The organism is Aeromonas sp. R1-1 (assembly GCF_040908495.1).
GTDB lineage: Bacteria > Pseudomonadota > Gammaproteobacteria > Enterobacterales > Aeromonadaceae > Aeromonas > Aeromonas veronii.
Window position 1 is genome coordinate 1 of sequence record NZ_JBFODV010000198.1, and the last position, 17,787, is coordinate 17,787.

The following is a 17,787-nucleotide window of genomic DNA, read 5'->3' on the forward strand; positions in this document are numbered from 1 at the left end:
TCTGGCCCACGGCACCGACGGCAGACTCATCCCCCGCTCAAGCCAGCCAGCATGCACAGAGCCACCCGCACGATCCCGAGAAGGAGGCCGCCGATGCCCTGCAGACGCGCTATCGCACCTTTGTCTCCGCCCAGAGCAGCCTGACGGTGCCCACCGAGATCTCCCTCGCCAGCTTGCAGATCCTGTTTGACGAGCGGGAGCAGCTGCGCCAGCAGAGCTTTACCCCGGCCGAGCAGGCCCAGCTGTTTACCGAGGATAGGCTGATGGAGCAGCTGACCCTGCGCCGCAGGGCGCTGGCGGAGGCGAGAGACAGCGACAAGTCGCAGTTGGCCAGCGAGCTGGATCTCTGGCTGGCGGAGCAACCGGGCTGGTTTCGCGAGGCGGAGGCCAACAGCCGCCTGCTTGGGGAGTTGCAAGAGCTGGCGCAGATGGACCCGGCCAAACGGGAGGCTCTGCTGCTGGAGACGGGAGGGCCGGAAGCGGTGGATCGGATGCGCCAGCTGGAGCAGAACCGGCAAGGGTTCGAGGAGCAGCTCAGCGGCTTTCTGGCCGAGCTCAGACAACTGCCGAACGAGGCCCGGGCCGAACAGCAGCAGGAGCTGCTGGCCCGCTGGTTCGAACCCGGACAGTGGCGCCGGGTCGAGGCGATCACCCGGCTCAAGCTGGGGGAGCCACAAGCCGAATGAGAAGGGGGCCCGCGATGGGCCCCCTTGCTATTGCGCTTATTGCGGCTTGTTGGCCCCCGGCAGCGGCTGCCAGGTGAGGCGGGTCACTTGGGTGCCCTGCACCTCGCACTTGAGGCTCAGCTCCTGCCACCCCTTATCCTGACGCAGGGAGACCTCCCCTTCGATCCCCTGCTCGCCAATCTTCAGCTGATCCTGCTCGAAGATCACCTTGTCGCCATGGGCGAGATCCATCAGTTTGCCGTTGCAGAGCCAGTGAGCGAGATCCGCCCCCTTCAGCTTGACGCCCCCCTTGGCCGCCTTCTGCTCGGCCGCGCTCACCACAAACAGCTTGCTCAGCTCGGCGGCTCGCTTGGTGAGCCACTCCTGACGCTGCTGCATGCTCATCTTGCTGACGAACTCGGCGGGCTGCCCCTTCTCGTCCAGCCATTGGGTCAGCTTGCCGCTGTCATCAAAGGCGAACTGGGCGGCGGGCTCTTTGACCCCGAACAGCTTGCCACCCTTGAAGTAGTAGCGGCTCTCCCCTTCCAGCTTGCCCAGCTCGTTCATGATGGGCACGGCGATGATGACGGGGGCGCCATCGATCCAGGCCTTGATGTCGACGCCGTCATGGCTGAATTGACGGGTATCGAGGGCGCTCTCGGCCCCTTTCTCCATCAGGGTAAACTGCTCGGCGAGAGAAGCGGCCAGAGAAGGGAGGGAGCAGAATCCCAGGGTCAGCGCGATCGCTGTGTTGCGCATTGAGTTGTACATAGCACTCCTGTGATGGGCCATCCGGCCCGTGGTTAACTCTCTGTCAGCCAGGCCCGCAACCCTTCCCGGTGAGCATCGCTCAGGGGCAGGGATTGGCGGGCCCGGTAGTCAAAATGGATCAGGGTCGTTTCGGCGGTGACGGCCAGTTCGCCGCCCTGCCAGGCCTCCTGCCAGACCGTAAATGAGCTGGTGCCGATGCGGCGTACGCCGGTCTTGATGGTGACCGGCTGGCCGTAGAACAGCTCCCGTTTGAACTGCACTGTGTAGCCCGCGATGATCAGGTGCCAGTTATGCACATCCAGATCGGGGGAGAAGATCCGGAACAGGGGATCCCGCGCCGATTCGAACCAGACCGCCGGCACCGTATTGTTGATATGGCCGAGGGCATCCGTCTCCTGAAAGCGGGGTTGGATCTGCATTTCCAGCATGGGTTGACTCCTTGTCTCTTTGTTTCTGTCCTTGTCCGTTCATGGGACATCAGTGGCCAATGGGTGGCCGCCGGGCATCATCAGCGGATCAGCATGTTACATGATACTGCTGGCCCAAGCACAGGGATGCCAGCGGCCCTGCGATACCGGCCAGCAGGTGTCGCAGCGCGGCAGATTGTGGTGCTCTGCAAAAAGCAGACAGTAAAAAGCCCCGCACATCTTGGCTGTGCGGGGCTGGTGCAGATAACCAAACGGCTCGGGGACTAGCCCAACAGATCGAAGCGATCCGCATTCATCACCTTGTTCCAGGCGGTGATGAAGTCACAGACAAACTTCTCCTTGTTGTCATCCTGGGCATAGACCTCGGCATAAGCGCGCAGCACCGAGTTGGAACCGAACACCAGATCCACCCGGGTGGCCGTCCACTTCAGGGCGCCGCTGCGGCGATCGCGGATCTCGTAGAGATTGCTCGCTTTCGGCAGCCACTGGTAGCCCATGTCGGTCAGGTTGACGAAGAAGTCGTTGCTGAGAACCCCGACCCGGTCGGTAAAGACCCCGTGCCCGGTTCCGTCGTGGTTGGTGCCGAGCACCCGCATCCCGCCGACCAGCGCCGTCATCTCGCAGGCGGTGAGCCCCATCAGCTGGGCGCGATCCAGCAGCAGCTCCTCCGCCGTCACCACATAGTCCTGCTTCAGCCAGTTGCGGAAGCCGTCGGCCAGCGGTTCCAGCACCTCGAACGAGGCCACATCGGTCTGAGCCTGAGTGGCGTCCCCCCGGCCAGGCGCAAACGGCACGCTCACCGTCACCCCGGCGGCCTGGGCTGCCTGCTCGATGGCGAGGTTGCCCCCCAGCACGATGAGATCCGCGACGCTGACGCCACACTCGGCCGCCAGCTTGTCATAGACCGCCAGCACCTTCGCCAGCCTCGCCGGTTCGTTGCCCGGCCAATCCTTCTGGGGCGTCAGCCGGATGCGGGCACCGTTGGCTCCGCCCCGCTTGTCGGAGCCTCGGAAGGTACGGGCACTATCCCAGGCGGTAGTGACCCGCTCGCTGATGGAGAGGCCACTGGCGGCGATCCTGCCCTTCACCGCCGCCACATCATAATCGGCACGTCCAGCAGGCACCGGATCCTGCCAGATCAGATCTTCTGTCGGCACATAGGGGCCGACATAGCGGCTCTTCGGCCCCATATCCCTGTGGGTCAGCTTGAACCAGGCGCGGGCGAAGGCGTCGGAGAAGGCCGCCGGATCATCGCGGAAGCGCTCGGCAATCTTGCGATACTCGGGGTCGAATTTGAGCGCCATATCGGCATCCGTCATCATGGGTTTGCAGCGGATCGACGGGTCCTCCACATCCACCGGCATATCCTCTTCGGCGATATTGATCGGTTCCCACTGATGGGCCCCTGCCGGTGATTTTTGCAACCACCAGTCGTACTTGAACAGCAGCTCGAAGTAACCGTTGTCCCACCTGGTCGGGTGGGTGGTCCAGGCACCCTCGATGCCGCTGGTCACTGTGTTGCGGCCGATGCCGCGGCTGTGGTGATTGATCCAGCCCAGCCCCTGCTCCTCGAGGCTGGCCCCTTCCGGCTCGGGCCCGAGATGCTTGGCGTTGCCGTTGCCGTGAGCCTTGCCGACGGTGTGGCCACCGGCGGTCAGTGCCACTGTCTCTTCATCATCCATCGCCATGCGGGCGAAGGTGACCCGCATATCCTGCGCGGTTTTCAGCGGATCGGGCTGGCCATCCACCCCTTCCGGGTTGACGTAGATAAGCCCCATCATCACCGCCGCCAGCGGGTTTTCCAGATCCCGCTCGCCGGAATAACGACCACCCGGCTTGCCGCTGGGCGCCAGCCATTCCTTCTCCGATCCCCAGTAGATATCCTTCTCCGGGTGCCAGATATCCTCGCGGCCAAAGGCGAAGCCGAAGGTCTTGAGCCCCATGGACTCATAAGCCACGGTGCCCGCCAGAATGATCAGGTCGGCCCAGCTGATCTTGTTGCCGTACTTCTTCTTGATGGGCCAAAGCAGGCGACGGGCCTTGTCGAGGTTGGCGTTATCCGGCCAGGAGTTAAGGGGGGCGAAACGCTGGTTGCCGCTGCCACCGCCGCCGCGGCCATCGGCGATGCGGTAAGTCCCGGCCGAGTGCCAGGCCATGCGGATCATCAGGCCGCCGTAGTGGCCCCAGTCGGCGGGCCACCACTCCTGACTGTCGGTCATCAGGGCGGTCACATCCTGCTTGAGGGCCGCCATATCGAGCCCCTTCAAGGCTTCCCGATAGTTGAAACCGGCCCCCAGCGGATTGGTCTTGGTATCGTGTTGATGAAGAATGTCGAGGTTGAGGCTCTTCGGCCACCACTCCATTCTGGACGTCTCGACGGAGGTGGTTCCCCCGTGCATGACCGGGCATTTTCCTGCGGAACTGTCTGAATTGTTGCTCATCGTTTTCCTCATTTGCTCTGCTGTCCATAACCTGAAACAGCATGGCACAGAGGCGTGACACAAACTGTGCAGCAGCGGCCGATTTACGGATCTTTCACGCAAGCGGCCACGGAACGCCCGTCAGCCGCGACAGAAATTAGACGAACTATGGCGCCTCTGCGGGCTGATGGGGCGGCTCGGGCCGCAGCCAGGCGCTGCGAAAATCGAACCAGCCAAGCGCTGTCATCCGCACCCCGTGTACACCGACCCGGCTCTCCAGCTCCAGCCAGTGGTGAAACAGCGGCACAAACCAGCTCTGCTGCTGCACAGTTGCCAGCAGGGCGCGGGGGCCAGGCTCGGCACCGCTGGCGCGCCACTGCATCAACCCTTGCCACAACCCATGCTGACTGCCCCACACCTTGCGCAGCAACGGTGTGCCCTGCAACCAGGCGTAGGGGGCAAAGGGGCCGGCATGTTCGAGGTTGAGGGTGCCGAGCCAGAGATCCACATCCTCATCCTCGCCGCTTACCCAGCGGCCGTAATCGAGGGTGCGCACCTCCAGCCGGATCCCCTGTTCGGCCAGCAGGCTGCTCATGGCGTTGGCGCACTCGTTGAATTCCAGATGCTGGTTGAAACAGGCAAGCACCAAGGTCGTCGGCAACTGCGCCGGTGTGGGCAAGGGCGCGGGCAGTGCTTCGCGCCAGTGGGGCAGCAGGCCGAGGGCGCTGGTCCAGCCCCGTTGTAACTCGGGGGCGACCCGCCCCATCAGGGCAACCGGATTGAGCAGCTGGCCGAGCCACTGGCGCAGAGCGGGATCCTGCAAGGATCCGGAACGATCGTCTTGCAGCAGGAAGTAGCAGCCCGACTCCAGCTCCGACTCGCCGCGCATGGTGCCGAGCTCAGGGCTGTCGCGCCCCAGCTGCAGGTGGGTCTCCAGCCGCTCAGCAAGCTCCGGCAGCATCCAGATATCGATCTCGTCGAGCAGGGCGCGCAGGCCGAAGTAGTCGTCAAACGCCGCAAGGCAAAGATGCAGGGGATCGTTGGCGGCCACCCGGTAGGGTCCGGTGCCCACCGGTTGCAGGGCAAAGCCTGCCTCCCCCTTGAGCTCCCGCGGCAAAATGGTCGCCACCGGTTCGGCCAGCAGGTGGGGCAGCCAGGGATCCGGGCTGTCGAGATAGAGATCCAGGGTGCGCGGCCAGGGGCTCTCCAGCCGATCCAGATGGGCGAACAGCGGGCGATCCCGCAGGGCCAGCAGACTCTCCATCACATCTTCCACCACCAGCTCGCGACCGTGGTGAAAACGCACCGCCGGGCGCAGATAGAAGCGCCAGTGACAGGGGCCTAGACACTCCCAGTGGTGGGCCAGATCCCCTTCGATTTCCCCATTTTCCTCATTTCGCCGGGTGAGGCCGTTGAAGATCTGGCGGCTCAGGTGAATTTCGGAACGGCGCATCGGGCCGGTGGGCAGCAACTGCGGCAACGGGCGATAGTATGGCACCCGCAGGATCTGGCGCCCCTCGCGGGTGGCCTGACCGAGCTGTTCGATCAGCAACGGAGTGAGCAGATCGAGGCGATCTTCGGCCAGCCGCACCGCCTGCGCCAACTGGCCCTGACTGAGCAGATCCCGCAAGCGGCGCCGGGTCAGGCTCTCCTGACTATCGAGCAGGGTGAGCCGGGAGCGCCGCCCCCGCCCCGCTTCCGCCGACCAGCTGAGCCAGCCCTGATCCTGCATCCGCCGCAGCAGCAGGCGAGCGTTGCGCGGGGTGCAGCAGAGCAGATCCGCCACCTCGGCGAGGCTGATCTCCCGTTCGTCGCTGCCAAGCAGCTGGGCGAGTCGTTGAAATTGCTGGTAAAGGCGACCGGTCGGCATAAAAGAGGAAATCCTGTTGCTATAAGTCATCAGTTTTTACTTCCGCATTTTAGCTCAATACTGCTGATGAACGTGAGAACCACAGTAGAGGAGCACCATCATGAGCCACGCCAACCCCCTCAAACCGAACCGGATCCAGCAGACCTTGCGCCGTTACTTCAAGCGGATCCTGCCGCGCCCGCTGCCACTTATCGAAGATCCCATGCAGCAGCTCAACCGCCTGATGCAGTGGGATATGAACCAGATCGACGACAAGGAGTATCGCCGCCGCCTCTGAGTGCGAGCCGTGCCAACCACTCGGGATGCGCATCCCCCTGCGGGCGACATTGCTTTGCCGGATCTTGCTGTTTACATCGGCCACGGGCCTGATAGATTGGACGTCTATCCATCTATAACTGCGACAAGCAACATCCAACAAGGAGTGTGTGATGAAAGATGCGACCCTGGCCCTGCACCACGGCTTTTCCAACGACCCCACCACCAAAGCGGTCGCCGTGCCCATCTACCAGACGGTGGCCTACGAGTTCGAGAGCGCCCAGCACGGGGCGGATCTGTTCAATCTGGCGGTGCCGGGCAACATCTACACCCGCATCATGAACCCCACCAACGATGTGCTGGAGCAGAGGATGGCCGCGCTGGAAGGGGGGATCGCCGCGCTGGTGGTCTCGGCAGGTTCCGCCGCCATCACCTACGCCATTCAGGCGCTGACCGCCGCCGGTGACAACATTGTCTCCACGCCCCAGCTCTATGGTGGCACCTACACCCTGTTCGCCCACATGCTGCCGAGTTTCGGGGTCGAGGTGCGCTTTGCCAAGGATGACAGCGCCGAAGCCATCGCCGCCCTCATCGACGACAAGACCAAGGCGGTCTACTGCGAGAGCATCGGCAACCCGGCGGGCAACATCGTCGATCTGGCCGCGCTGGCCAAGGCAGCCCACGCCCGCGGCGTGCCGCTTATCGTCGACAACACGGTCGCCACCCCGGTACTCTGCAAGCCCATCGAACACGGCGCCGACATCGTCGTACACAGCCTGACCAAATATGTCGGCGGCCACGGCAACTCGCTGGGTGGCGTCATCGTCGACTCGGGCAAATTCCCCTGGGCGGATCACGCCGAGCGCTTCCCACAGCTGACCAAACCCGAGCCCTCATACCACGGGGTGGTCTACACCGAGGCCTTTGGCCCCGCTGCCTTTATCGGTCGGGTACGCACAGTGCCACTGCGCAATACCGGCGCGGCGCTGGCGCCGATGAACGCCTTCCTGCTGCTGCAAGGGCTGGAGACTCTGAGCCTGCGGATGGAGCGCCACGTCGACAACGCCCTGCGGGTCGCCAACCACCTCAAGCATCACCCCAAGGTGGCCTGGGTCAGCTACGCCGGTCTGCCGGGTCACCCGCACTATCTGCTGGCAGAGAAGTACATGGCTGGTCGCCCCTCGGCCATCCTCTCGTTCGGTCTGAAGGATGGCTACGAGGCGGGCGTGCGCTTCTACGATGCGCTGAAGATCTTCAAGCGGCTGGTCAACATCGGCGATGCCAAGTCGCTGGCCTGCCACCCCGCCTCCACCACCCATCGCCAGCTGAGCGAGGAGGAGCAGGCCAAGGCTGGCGTCAAACCTGAGATGATCCGGCTGTCGGTAGGGATCGAGGCGATCGAGGACATTCTGGCGGATCTGGATCAGGCGCTGGAGGCCTGAGTCAGTCAACGAGGGAGCGGGCATCAGCCCGCTCTTTTTTAGCCATCGGTGAACCGCCCCCCTCGCCCGTTCGTACACACTTTCCTGCCACCGAATCGAGGTCGTTATGATAGTCCTGCACCACCTGAACAAATCCCGCTCCCAGCGCATCATCTGGCTGCTCGAAGAGCTGGGCCAGCCCTATGAGATCAAGGCGTATCAGCGCGATGCCGCCACCTTTCTGGCGCCGCCCGAGCTAAAAGCCATCCACCCCCTCGGCAAGTCGCCGGTCATCGAGTTCGACGGCCGGGTGCTGGCGGAATCGGGCGCCATCACCGAGTACCTGATTGCCCGCTACGCCCCGGATCGGCTGGCACCGGCACCAGATAGCCCGGAGTATCCCGAATACCTGCAGTGGCTTCACTTTGCCGAGAGCTCGGGCATTCTGCCACTGCTGCTCGACATGTTCGTGCGCAAGGATGGCAGCCCGATGCGCTTCCTGCCGGACTACGCCAGGGCGGAGTGTGCCAAGGTGCTTGGCTACCTCAATGAGGTACTGGCGAAACGCCACTATCTGGTGGGGGATCGCCTCTCCGGCGCCGACATCATGAACTCCTTCCTGGTGGATCTGCTGGCGCAAAGCGGCCAGCTGGCCCACTTCCCGCATCTGCAAGCCTATTGGGAACTCCTCAATACCCATCCGGCCCGTCAGAAGGCGGTAGAGCTGGAGCGCGAGCTGGATCAGCGCCCCTGATCCGAATCGCCATCATGCAAAACGCCCCGACTGTCGGGGCGTTTTTGTTATGCAGCGGGCTGCGGTTTACTTGGTCGCGGGCAACTTGTCCCGGCGCGACTTCCACCACCATCTCAAGCGGATCTGGGAGATCAGCATCCCCGCCAGCATCAGGGCGCAACCGGCAATGGCGCGCTCATCCAACGTCTCACCCAACAGCAACACGCCCCCCACGGCGGCAAAGACGGCCTCCAGACTAAGGATGATGGCGGCGTGGGCCGGATGAGCGCCCCGCTGCCCCACCACCTGCAGGGTATAACCGACCCCGACCGACACCAGCCCGGCATAGAGCAGCGCCTGCCAACCTGCCACGGCGCCGCTAACAGTCGGGGTTTCGATAACAAAAGCAGTGGCGAGGCTGAGCAGGCCGCAGACCACGAACTGCACTCCAGCCAGCTTGATGGGGGCAACCCGGTTGGAGTAGTGATCCACCAGCAGCAGGTGAACGGCCCAGAACAGGGCGCCGACCACCTGCAGCAGATCGCCAAAGCCGATGGTGAACTCGTCGGTAACGCTCAGTACATAAAGACCGGCCAGCGCGATGATGGCGCCGATCCAGGTATTGAGCCCGCTCTTGTGGCGCAGCAGCAGCCCCAGTACCGGCACCAGAATGATGTAGAGCCCGGTGATGAAACCGGCCTTGGCGGCCGTGGTGTAGAGCAGTCCCACCTGCTGCAGGGATGCGGCACAGAACAGCACCAGCCCGGCCAGCCCCCCACCGGTCAACAGTTGGCGATGGTCGCCCGTGGCGACCACTGGTTGACGGGATTTGAGCCACCAGAGCAGCGGCAGCAGGGAGAAGGCACCGAGCAGAAAGCGCAGGCCATTGAAGGTATAGGGCCCCATGTGATCCATCCCGAGGCGCTGGGCGACAAAGCCCATACCCCAGATGGTGGCAGCCATCAGCAACATCAGATTGGAGCGCATGGCGATTCTTCCTTAAATCGGCGCGTGACGGGTTATCCGATCCAAGATACCCGCCTCCCTATCCTCTTGTCTCCACTCTTTGTCTTCGCTCTTGCTCTCAACGCGCTGCATCGCACTGCTTTTGAGCACCGCGAGTGCTAAAGCAGCGAGGGCTTGGTGAACACGGCCAACAGGGCAATCAGTAGCAGATTGCCCCGCAGGATCCACACCACCCGGAAGTGCTGCTGAATGGAGATCATCGGCGCCTTGCCCAGACGCAGGGCGCGACGCCAGCGATAGAAGAGGCGGCTGGGATAAACGAGGGAGCCAACAATCAGCAGAAACAGCCCCATCTTGAGGCCGTGGGCAGGATGGGCAAAGATCTCTGCCACCGAGCTGGCATGCTCGAGGGCCAGCAGACACCCGGTGGCAAAGATGGAGAAGAGCGCCAGCGCAGCCACCCCATCTGCCAGCAGCAGACGGCGCACTCGCAGCATGTTCAGGCCGCGCCGAAAGATCAGATACTCGACACAGAGGGCAAGGATTAGCACCACTATGCTGCCATAATGAATCATTGAGAGCAGAGTGTGGTTCAGCATCGGAAACATCTCATTTTCTGCCTTTAGACGAGCCGCACCGCATCATATATGCTGGTGCCACCCGAGACGAAAAGGATCTGTTCATGTCCCCCGCCAAGCCCAAGAACACTTGGTCTTTGATCACCCGCATGCGGCTGGGCCTCCTCTTGCTTTTTATCCCTGTGTTGCTGCTCGGCAGCATCTACTACCTGCATATGGAGCGCACCCTGCGCCACGAGCAGCAACAGAACCTGATTGCTCGCAACACCCAGTATTTCCATACCCTGATCGAACCCTATCTGGCGACCCTCAAACGCCAGTTTACGCTCATTTATCAGCAGGTAAATTATCAGGATTTCAGCGGCCCGGAGATCCTTAACGGCGAGCGCTACCTGCAACAGTGGCAGGCCTATCACAAGGTGATGGAGCTCGATTACGTCTATGTAGGCACCGAGCATCGCAAGATGCTGATCCACCCCTCCTGGCAGGCCGACGAAAAGTTCGATCCCAGAACCCGCCCCTGGTATCTGCTGGCATCCAGCCATCCCGGACAGATTGTCTGGACCGATCCTTATTACGACTACACCTTGGGCACCCTCACCATGGCGCTGGCCCGGGTAATTAAAGATCCTGACGGCAAGCGGGTTGGCGTACTCTCGCTGGATACCCAGCTCACCCCCCTCGCCAGCTGGCTAAACAGTCGGCATGCTCAGAGTCACCATCTGGGTAATGGCTATCAGATCCTGCTCAACCATGACGGGCTGGTGCTGGCCCATCCGGATCGCGAACGGGTATTCAAACCCCTCGCCCACCCCGACTGGCTGGCCCGGATGCAACAGCCGCAGGGCTTTTTCCTCGATGATGCCAGCGGCCTGATGGTCTCCTACTACCGCATCCCCGAGCAGCGCTGGATCCTGCTCAGCGTCGAGCCGACTGCCAGCATGCAGCAGGTGATCGACAGCGTCTCTATCAACGTGCAGTTGATGATTGCCGTCGCCTGCATTCTCTATCTGCTGCTGGCCCTGCTCTGGTCCCGCTACTTCCGCCGGATGCTGGGGGAGATCACCCTGCTGATCCGCGCCAGCCGCTCCGGCGGTATCGCCTACAACGGCCGCCGCATGCTGGAGCTGGCCAAGGTCTATGAAGAGATGGATGCCGCCAGCCAGGACTTTGCCCAGATCCGCCTGCAAGCCCATCAGGACAAGCTCACCGGCCTCTACAACCGTCGCTTCTTCGACGAGTGCCTGCAGAAGCAGCTCAACAGTGGCGCCCCCTTCGGGGTGGTGATGTTCGATCTGGATGATTTCAAACGGGTCAACGATACCCACGGCCATCAGGCGGGGGATGTGGTGCTCAAGCGGGTAAGCAAGCTGGGCATGAATCTGTTCCACGAGTGGGGCTGGTTCTGCCGCTATGGCGGCGAGGAGCTGGTGCTGATCTTCCGTTACGGCGAAGAGCAGCCGATGCTTCCCTCCCTGCTGGAAGCGTTCCGGCTCGGGGTGGAGCAGCTGGAGTGGCGCGAACCCGACCTCACCATCACCATCAGCGGCGGGGTGGCTTTCAGCCGCTCCGGGCTCTCGGCCAAAGAGCTGGTGGAGCTGGCCGACAAGGGGGTCTATCAGGCCAAGCGGGAGGGGAAAAACCGTATCTGCTTCCCTCTGCGCAACGCCCCTCACCAGAGTGCCGAGGAGGACATTCCCGCCTTTGGCGAGCCCCGACAACAAACCAACGAAGGGTAGCCACCGCCGCCAGCACCAACCACAACGCCGTCAGCAAAAACAAAGAGAGAGGCTCCAGCCTCTCTCTTTGTTTATCGTGCTTCTTGCTGCACGTTAAGCCTGTGCGGTGCGCGATTCAGCGCTGCCACTCCCACACCGGCCAGCCCAGCTCCTCGGCCTGCTGACGCAGCGCGGGGGCAGGATTAACCGCATGGGGATGGCTCACCGCCCGCAGCATGGGCAGATCGTTGTGGGAGTCGCTGTAGCCAAAGCTCCCCTGCCAGAGGTGGTCCCTGCCGGCAAAGAGCTGGTTGATGCGGGCCACCTTGCCCTCGCGAAAACTGAGAGTGCCGCGGGTCTGGCCGGTCAGCATGCCGGCTTCCTCGTCGAGCAGGATGGCCACGCAGTGATCCATCCCCAGCATCTTCGCCATGGGGGCCACCAGATGCTCGCCGGAGGCGGAGATAAGCACCAGATCGTCGCCCCGCTCCCGATGCCATTCGATGCGCGCCAACCCCTCGGGGTAGAGGCGCTCGCGCAGCACCTGCTCGGCAAAGCGGGTAGAGAGCGAGTCGAGCCACTGGCGCGTCTTGCCCGCCAGCGGTTGCAGGGTGAAGGCCATGTACTGGTGCATATCCATCTTGCCTTGATGGTAGAGGGACATCATGGCCTGCTCCTCAGCGATCATGCTGGCGGGCGCCAGCTCCTCGGCCACCATGTACTCCAGCCAGAGGCTGGCGGAATCCCCGGCAATCAGGGTCTCGTCCAGATCAAACAGTGCCAGTGCCATGGGCGCTCCTCGCAGTGAAAATGGAAATGAAATGTGGCCTCATGCTACCTCACAGAGTTGATCCCGGGCCACCGCCAGGGTCACGGCACTGCCGGGTGCCAGCAGATCGCCAGCCGAACGGTTGAGGCAATCCACCGTCAACAGCCCCGCCTCGCACTCCACCTGATAGCGGATGACGTTGCCGAGCAGCTGTTGCTGGCGAATGATGCCGGGCAGGCTGGGCTCGCTGCTGGCCGCCCCTGCGGGCTGCAGGGTAATGGACTCCGGCCGCAGCGCCAGCTTGCCCTGAAAACGGGGGCCAAACAGCGACTTGCCCTGCTCGGCGCCAAGCAGGTTGTAGTTGCCGATAAAGCCCGCCACAAACTCGCTGGCGGGACGGGTATAGATCTCCTCCGGCGTGCCACTCTGGACGATGGATCCCTTGTTCATCAGGAAGATCCGATCCGACATGGTGAGCGCCTCCTCCTGATCGTGGGTCACGAAGATGGTGGTGAGCTCAAGGCGCTGCTGGATCTCGCGGATCTGCTGGCGCAGGCTGCGGCGGATGCGGGCATCCAGCGCCGAGAGCGGCTCGTCCAGCAGCAGGATCCGCGGCTGCACCACCAAAGCCCGGGCCAGTGCCACCCGCTGGCGCTGACCGCCGGAGAGCTCAGCAGGATAGCGGCGCTCGAAGCCGGTCAGCTCCACCAGCGCCAATGCCTCCTGCACGCTGGCCGCCAGCTCCCGCCCCGGCTGGGGTTTCATCTTGAGACCGAAGGCGACGTTGTCCCACACCGTCATGTTGGGGAAGAGCGCATAACTCTGGAACACCATGCCGATGCCCCGCTTCTGAGGCTCCTGCCAGGTGATATCTTCACCGGCTACCCGCACCTGACCGCCATCTACCGGAGTGAGCCCGGCCAGCGCCCGCAGCAGGGTGGACTTGCCGCAGCCGGAGGGGCCGAGCAGGGTCACCAGCTCCCCCTTGCGAATGCCGAACTCGATCCCCTCGAACACCCGGGTGTCGCCGTAGGATTTGTGCAGTTGATTCACTTCTAGATGGAACATGTTGATTCACCGATGAAATCTGTTGGCCGCCCAGGTGAGCAGCAGGGTCAGCAGGAAGTAGCTCATCACCAGCGCACTGGTGAAGTGGCCCGAGGTGGCGCGCATGTTGTAGAGGTAGACCTGCAGGGTCTCGTAACGGGTGCCCACCAGCATGTTGGCAAACACGAACTCGCCGAGCAGGAAGGAGAGGGAGAGAAACAGCGCCGCCAGCAATCCCTTGCGCAGACAGGGGATCACCACCAGCAGAAAGGCTCGGCTGCTGCTCGCCCCCAGCAGGTGGGCGGCATCCATCAGATCTTTCAGCGGCACCCCCTGCAGGCTGTTGGCCAGCGCCCGGTACATGAAGGGGAGCACCACGGTGAACCAGGTGCCGATCAGGATCCACGGCGTGCCGATAATCGGCAGCACGCCGTCCGCGTAGATCTGCAACAGCCCCACCGAAGAGACCACTGGCGGCACCGCAAAGGGGAGCAGGATCAACAGGTTCATCCAGGGATCCAGCTTGGGGAAGTAGTAGGCCACCACCAGCACGGTGGGTACCAGCACCAACGTCCCCAGCAGCAGGGTGGCGAAGCAGACCAGGAGGCTGCGGCCAAACGCCGCGAGAAAGCGCGGATCGCCCCACAGTTTGAGATACCAGTCGAGGGTGAAGCCGTCCGGCAGCAGAGTCGCGCCCCAGCGGGTGGAGATGGAGTAGAGAAAGGTAGCCAGCAGCGGCAGCAGCAGGGTGGCGACCAGCCCGCCCAGCACCCACTTGGGCCAGCGCGGCGTCAAATCATGCATGGGATTGCCCCTTGTTCACATAGCTCTTTTTCAGCAGCCACTGGTTGGCGGCCGTCACCACTCCCAGCAGCACCATCAGGATCACCGCCAGCGCCGCCGCCATATTGGGCTCGAGGAAGATATCGCCGGAGACCAGACTGGCCACCCGGATGGTCACCAGATTGAAGTTGCCGGTGGTGAGGGCGTAGGCGGAGGCATAGGCCCCCACCGCGTTGGCAAACAGGATGATCAGGGTGCCGAGCAGGGCGGGCGTGAGCACCGGCAGCGCCACATGCCACACATACAGCCCCTTGCTCGCGCCGAGCAGCGCGGCAGCCTGCGGCCACTCATCCTGCAGCGCATCAAACGCCGGGTAGAGCAGCAGCAGGGCGAGCGGGATCTGGAAATAGGTGTAGATGAGGATAAGGCCGCTGCCCGAGTAGAGGTTGAAGCCGTCGATCAATCCCCAAGATTTCAGCAGCAGGGTCACAGCACCATTGATGCCGAGAATGATGATGAAGGCGAATGCCAGCGGCACCCCGCTGAAGTTGCCGGTCATGGTGACAAAGGCCAGCAGCACCCGCTTGACCCGCTCGCCGCTGTGACGCAGCGCTGCCGCCCCGAGGGTGCCGATGGCAAGCCCCGCCAGACTGGCGATACCGGCGATGCGCAACGAGTTGCCGAACGATTGCAGGTAGAAGGGGGAGCTCAAAATCTCCCGATAGTAGTCGAGGCCCCAGCCATCGGGGGTCTGGAAACTGCCCACCAACACCCACACCATGGGGGCGAGCTGGAACAGGATCATCAAGAGGACAAAGGGCAGCAGCACCAGCGCGGGCAGCCAGTGGCGGCGCACCTTCTGCTTGGTTGCCACGGGTTGATCCACGAGGATCTCGGTGGTTGCAGGCATCATCAGTGCACCTCGCGCATAAAGGCGGCCTTGAGCAGCGGTGGCGCTGCCGGCTTGTCGTGGGAAATGCCCAGCAGATCCGCCATCAGGGCACAGAGCTGGGTCTGGGCAATCGCCACCCCATCCGGCCAGCGCTCGACGAAGGCATCGCCAAACAGCCAGAGCGGCACGGTGCGCTCTTCAGGCAGGGTGCCGCCGTGGCTCAGGTCGTTGTTCATGCCGTGATCCGATGTGACTACCACCTGATACCCCTCCGCCAGCCACTGGGGCAGCAGGTCGGCCAGCAGGCTGTCCATGCGGCGCGCCTGATTGCGGTACTGGCGGGAATCGAAGCCAAACTTGTGGCCCGCATCGTCCACCCCCATCGGGTGGATCAGCAGAAAATCGGGATCGTACTGGCTGCGCAGCCACTCGCCATCCATCAGCAGATGGCTGTCGGGGTAGTTGTCATCCCAGTAGAAGCAGCCGTGCTGGATCGGCAGCTGCTCATCGTGGGTAAAGCGATCGCGGGCCGCCAGCCAGGGGCTGCGGTTGTAGAGTTCGCTCACCCAATGGTAGGCCGCCGCTGCGGTGCGTTTGCCCGCAGCGCGGGCCAGATGGAAGATGGAGTCATGCAGACTGAGGCGACTCACCCCGTTGTGGGTGATGCCGCTCGCCACCGGCGGCACGCCGGTCAGGATGCACTCGTAGAGGGGTCGGGAGAGAGACGGCAGAGCAGCATTCAGGGTCGTATGCAGGCCCCGCCCCGCCTCCACCATGCCACCGAGGTAGCCCATGGTGTGGGCTACCTCGGCTGCCAGACCATCCACAAGTACCACTATCACCTTGTGTTGCACTGGATTCCCTTACTGCATGTTGATCATGACGGTTTCTTGCCACTGGCGCGGCAGGGCTTTGGAGCTCTGCTCCCAGGCGGCGTGATCCTGCACCGGTTTGGCATTGGCATACTGCTCGGCCGGCAGCAGCTTGGCCTTCACGTCATCCGGCAGCGCAACGTTGCTGCGGATCGGGCGGGCGTAACCACGGGCCAGGTTGATTTGACCGGCATCGGAGAGGATGTATTCCCGCGCCAGTTTGGCGGCGTTGGGGTTCTTGGCCCACTTGTTGATGATGGTGGTGTAACCGGCGATGACGGAGCCGTCACTCGGGATCACCACATCAAACTTCTTGGGGTCGATCTGGTCGCGGTAGTTGAGGGCGTTGAAGTCCCACAGCACACCCACTTCCACCTCGCCCTTCTCGATGTTGGCGATGGTGGGATCGTTCAGGGAGAGGCGGCCCTGCTTGGCCAGCTGGCCGAACAGCTCCAGTGCAGGTTTCAGATTCTTCTCGCTGCCACCGGTGGCATAGGCCGCCGCCAGCACGCCGTTGTTGGCTTGGGAGGCAACGCCCACATCACCCAGGGTCACCTTGTAGTCGCCACCCAGCAGGGATTGCCAGCTGGTGGGGGCGGCCTTGACCAGATCCTTGTTGATCAGGAAGGCGATAGTGCCGGTATAGGCCAGCATCCAGTGACCGTCCGCATCCTTGGCCCAGTTGGGAATATCGGCCCAGGTGGAGGGTTTGTAGGGTTGGGTCACCCCCTGCTTGACCGCAACCGGACCGAAGGCGCCGCCCACATCGCCGATATCGGCGGTGGCATTGGCCTTCTCGGCGGCGAACTTGGCGATCTCCTGCGCCGAGCTCATGTCGGTATCCTGATGCTTGATGCCGTAGATGCTGCCCAGCTGCTGCCAGGTATCCTTCCAGTTGGCCCAGCTGTCGGGCATGCCGATGCTGTGGAGCTGGCCTTCACCGCGGGCGGCCTTTTCGAGATCCGCGATATTTTCGGCTGCATAGCTATTTGTGGCAAAAAACGGTTGGCTGATGGCCACCATGGCCAGTGCACTTGCGATCACGCTTTTCATCATCCCATCCCTCTGGACTAGGTCAGTTAAGGTTCGAGAGGGATGCTAGAGGGGAATTGTGACGGTGGCGGGGCGCTTTAATGGCAGTTTGATGACAATCACCCTGTCATGGCGCTGTCATCCACAGCAGTTACAACTCTGAACCCGAGTGAGGCTGGACTATTCCAGTAAGGGATTGGCCAGCCACCCGCCGTCTGAATAAGCAACAGGGACAAGAGTGTGACCGAGCCGAGATTGAGCGAGCAGAGAGTGAACGAACAGAGCATGGCCGATGGCCGCGTCTCCTCCAAGTGCGAACAGATTTGCCAGACCCTGCGCCGCTATATCGGCAGCGGCCAATTGGGGGCCGGGCAGCAGCTACCCGCCGAACGGGCCCTGAGCGAGCGTTTCGCCACCACCCGCATCACCATCAAGGAGGCGCTCTCCAGCCTCGAAGCAGACGGCCTTATCTACCGTGCCGAGCGGCGCGGCTGGTTTGTGGCGCCACCCCGCCTCACCTACGATCCCGCCATCCACACCCACTTTCACCAGTGGATCGGCGAACAG

At 62.9% G+C, this 17,787-nt stretch carries 18 protein-coding genes; 6 read left to right on the forward strand and 12 right to left on the reverse strand.

Annotated elements, in window-relative coordinates:
* The coding region (locus AB5Y92_RS12665) for a lipase secretion chaperone (RefSeq protein ID WP_368226888.1) at positions 1-686 on the forward strand (686 nt) is incomplete at its 5' end.
* A gap of 36 nt (positions 687-722) precedes the next feature.
* Here the strand turns inward: AB5Y92_RS12665 and AB5Y92_RS12670 are convergent.
* From AB5Y92_RS12670 to sgrR, 4 genes are all read right to left on the reverse strand, one after another.
* A complete protein-coding gene (locus tag AB5Y92_RS12670; RefSeq protein ID WP_236356147.1) occupies positions 723-1,424 on the reverse strand; it encodes a hypothetical protein in 702 nt (233 codons plus the stop codon).
* Between the two features lie 44 nt (positions 1,425-1,468).
* A complete protein-coding gene (locus tag AB5Y92_RS12675) occupies positions 1,469-1,864 on the reverse strand; it encodes a thioesterase family protein (protein WP_005336457.1) in 396 nt (131 codons plus the stop codon).
* Between the two features lie 263 nt (positions 1,865-2,127).
* Positions 2,128-4,305: a catalase/peroxidase HPI gene (gene katG / locus AB5Y92_RS12680; protein WP_368226889.1), complete on the reverse strand. Its 2,178-nt coding sequence runs from the start codon at positions 4,303-4,305 to the stop codon at positions 2,128-2,130.
* Positions 4,306-4,450: 145 nt separating this feature from the next.
* Positions 4,451-6,154 (reverse strand): HTH-type transcriptional regulator SgrR, encoded by a 1,704-nt coding sequence (gene sgrR / locus AB5Y92_RS12685; protein WP_368226890.1) that lies wholly within the window; start codon positions 6,152-6,154, stop codon positions 4,451-4,453.
* Positions 6,155-6,254: 100 nt separating this feature from the next.
* Between sgrR and AB5Y92_RS12690 the strand changes: the two genes are divergently transcribed.
* The 3 genes from AB5Y92_RS12690 to AB5Y92_RS12700 all read left to right on the forward strand — a co-directional run bounded on the left by AB5Y92_RS12690 (position 6,255) and on the right by AB5Y92_RS12700 (position 8,584).
* The gene (locus tag AB5Y92_RS12690; protein WP_005336463.1) at positions 6,255-6,431 is read left to right on the forward strand and encodes a hypothetical protein; all 177 of its coding nucleotides are present in this window, start codon (positions 6,255-6,257) and stop codon (positions 6,429-6,431) included.
* Positions 6,432-6,582: 151 nt separating this feature from the next.
* A complete protein-coding gene (locus tag AB5Y92_RS12695) occupies positions 6,583-7,851 on the forward strand; it encodes an O-acetylhomoserine aminocarboxypropyltransferase/cysteine synthase family protein (protein WP_042081222.1) in 1,269 nt (422 codons plus the stop codon).
* A 106-nt stretch (positions 7,852-7,957) separates the two neighbouring features.
* Positions 7,958-8,584 (forward strand): glutathione S-transferase family protein, encoded by a 627-nt coding sequence (locus AB5Y92_RS12700; protein WP_368226891.1) that lies wholly within the window; start codon positions 7,958-7,960, stop codon positions 8,582-8,584.
* Positions 8,585-8,650: 66 nt separating this feature from the next.
* Here AB5Y92_RS12700 and AB5Y92_RS12705 read toward each other — a convergent pair whose 3' ends face one another.
* Both AB5Y92_RS12705 and AB5Y92_RS12710 read right to left on the reverse strand, forming a co-directional pair.
* On the reverse strand, positions 8,651-9,550 hold the full coding sequence (locus AB5Y92_RS12705; RefSeq protein ID WP_368226892.1) for a DMT family transporter: 900 nt from the start codon (positions 9,548-9,550) through the stop codon (positions 8,651-8,653).
* A 137-nt stretch (positions 9,551-9,687) separates the two neighbouring features.
* Complete coding sequence (locus AB5Y92_RS12710; protein WP_279624059.1) at positions 9,688-10,128, reverse strand: DUF2214 family protein; 441 nt, start codon at positions 10,126-10,128, stop codon at positions 9,688-9,690.
* 83 nt (positions 10,129-10,211) lie between these two features.
* Here AB5Y92_RS12710 and AB5Y92_RS12715 point away from each other — a divergent pair, with 83 nt between their 5' ends.
* On the forward strand, positions 10,212-11,846 hold the full coding sequence (locus AB5Y92_RS12715; RefSeq protein WP_368226893.1) for a diguanylate cyclase: 1,635 nt from the start codon (positions 10,212-10,214) through the stop codon (positions 11,844-11,846).
* A gap of 115 nt (positions 11,847-11,961) precedes the next feature.
* Here AB5Y92_RS12715 and AB5Y92_RS12720 read toward each other — a convergent pair whose 3' ends face one another.
* From AB5Y92_RS12720 to AB5Y92_RS12745, 6 genes are read right to left on the reverse strand one after another with little or no spacing between them, the layout of a single operon-like run.
* Positions 11,962-12,615: an HAD family phosphatase gene (locus AB5Y92_RS12720; RefSeq protein WP_216950002.1), complete on the reverse strand. Its 654-nt coding sequence runs from the start codon at positions 12,613-12,615 to the stop codon at positions 11,962-11,964.
* Between the two features lie 39 nt (positions 12,616-12,654).
* A complete protein-coding gene (locus AB5Y92_RS12725) occupies positions 12,655-13,662 on the reverse strand; it encodes an ABC transporter ATP-binding protein (RefSeq protein ID WP_368226894.1) in 1,008 nt (335 codons plus the stop codon).
* Positions 13,663-13,668: 6 nt separating this feature from the next.
* Complete coding sequence (locus tag AB5Y92_RS12730) at positions 13,669-14,445, reverse strand: ABC transporter permease (RefSeq protein WP_019445454.1); 777 nt, start codon at positions 14,443-14,445, stop codon at positions 13,669-13,671.
* Positions 14,438-15,337: an ABC transporter permease gene (locus tag AB5Y92_RS12735; RefSeq protein WP_368226895.1), complete on the reverse strand. Its 900-nt coding sequence runs from the start codon at positions 15,335-15,337 to the stop codon at positions 14,438-14,440. Before AB5Y92_RS12735 ends, AB5Y92_RS12730 begins: the two co-directional genes overlap by 8 nt.
* Positions 15,337-16,170, reverse strand: a complete 834-nt coding sequence (locus AB5Y92_RS12740; RefSeq protein WP_368226896.1) for an alkaline phosphatase family protein — start codon at positions 16,168-16,170, stop codon at positions 15,337-15,339. Before AB5Y92_RS12740 ends, AB5Y92_RS12735 begins: the two co-directional genes overlap by 1 nt.
* A 9-nt stretch (positions 16,171-16,179) precedes the next feature.
* Entirely contained in the window at positions 16,180-17,241 is a 1,062-nt protein-coding gene (locus AB5Y92_RS12745) for an ABC transporter substrate-binding protein (protein ID WP_368226897.1), read from the reverse strand.
* Positions 17,242-17,439: 198 nt separating this feature from the next.
* Here AB5Y92_RS12745 and AB5Y92_RS12750 point away from each other — a divergent pair.
* Positions 17,440-17,787: GntR family transcriptional regulator (locus AB5Y92_RS12750; protein ID WP_368226898.1), on the forward strand; the 348-nt coding region annotated here is incomplete at its 3' end.

Excerpts from the sequence above, each read along its gene's own strand:
- AB5Y92_RS12670 (WP_236356147.1), bottom strand. The coding sequence starts at position 1,424 with ATGCGCAACACAGCGATCGCGCTGACCCTGGGATTCTGCTCCCTCCCT.
- AB5Y92_RS12675 (WP_005336457.1), bottom strand. The coding sequence starts at position 1,864 with ATGCTGGAAATGCAGATCCAACCCCGCTTTCAGGAGACGGATGCCCTC.
- katG (WP_368226889.1), bottom strand. The coding sequence starts at position 4,305 with ATGAGCAACAATTCAGACAGTTCCGCAGGAAAATGCCCGGTCATGCAC.
- sgrR (WP_368226890.1), bottom strand. The coding sequence starts at position 6,154 with ATGCCGACCGGTCGCCTTTACCAGCAATTTCAACGACTCGCCCAGCTG.
- AB5Y92_RS12690 (WP_005336463.1), top strand. The coding sequence starts at position 6,255 with ATGAGCCACGCCAACCCCCTCAAACCGAACCGGATCCAGCAGACCTTG.
- AB5Y92_RS12695 (WP_042081222.1), top strand. The coding sequence starts at position 6,583 with ATGAAAGATGCGACCCTGGCCCTGCACCACGGCTTTTCCAACGACCCC.
- AB5Y92_RS12700 (WP_368226891.1), top strand. The coding sequence starts at position 7,958 with ATGATAGTCCTGCACCACCTGAACAAATCCCGCTCCCAGCGCATCATC.
- AB5Y92_RS12705 (WP_368226892.1), bottom strand. The coding sequence starts at position 9,550 with ATGCGCTCCAATCTGATGTTGCTGATGGCTGCCACCATCTGGGGTATG.
- AB5Y92_RS12710 (WP_279624059.1), bottom strand. The coding sequence starts at position 10,128 with ATGCTGAACCACACTCTGCTCTCAATGATTCATTATGGCAGCATAGTG.
- AB5Y92_RS12715 (WP_368226893.1), top strand. The coding sequence starts at position 10,212 with ATGTCCCCCGCCAAGCCCAAGAACACTTGGTCTTTGATCACCCGCATG.
- AB5Y92_RS12720 (WP_216950002.1), bottom strand. The coding sequence starts at position 12,615 with ATGGCACTGGCACTGTTTGATCTGGACGAGACCCTGATTGCCGGGGAT.
- AB5Y92_RS12725 (WP_368226894.1), bottom strand. The coding sequence starts at position 13,662 with ATGTTCCATCTAGAAGTGAATCAACTGCACAAATCCTACGGCGACACC.
- AB5Y92_RS12730 (WP_019445454.1), bottom strand. The coding sequence starts at position 14,445 with ATGCATGATTTGACGCCGCGCTGGCCCAAGTGGGTGCTGGGCGGGCTG.
- AB5Y92_RS12735 (WP_368226895.1), bottom strand. The coding sequence starts at position 15,337 with ATGATGCCTGCAACCACCGAGATCCTCGTGGATCAACCCGTGGCAACC.
- AB5Y92_RS12745 (WP_368226897.1), bottom strand. The coding sequence starts at position 17,241 with ATGAAAAGCGTGATCGCAAGTGCACTGGCCATGGTGGCCATCAGCCAA.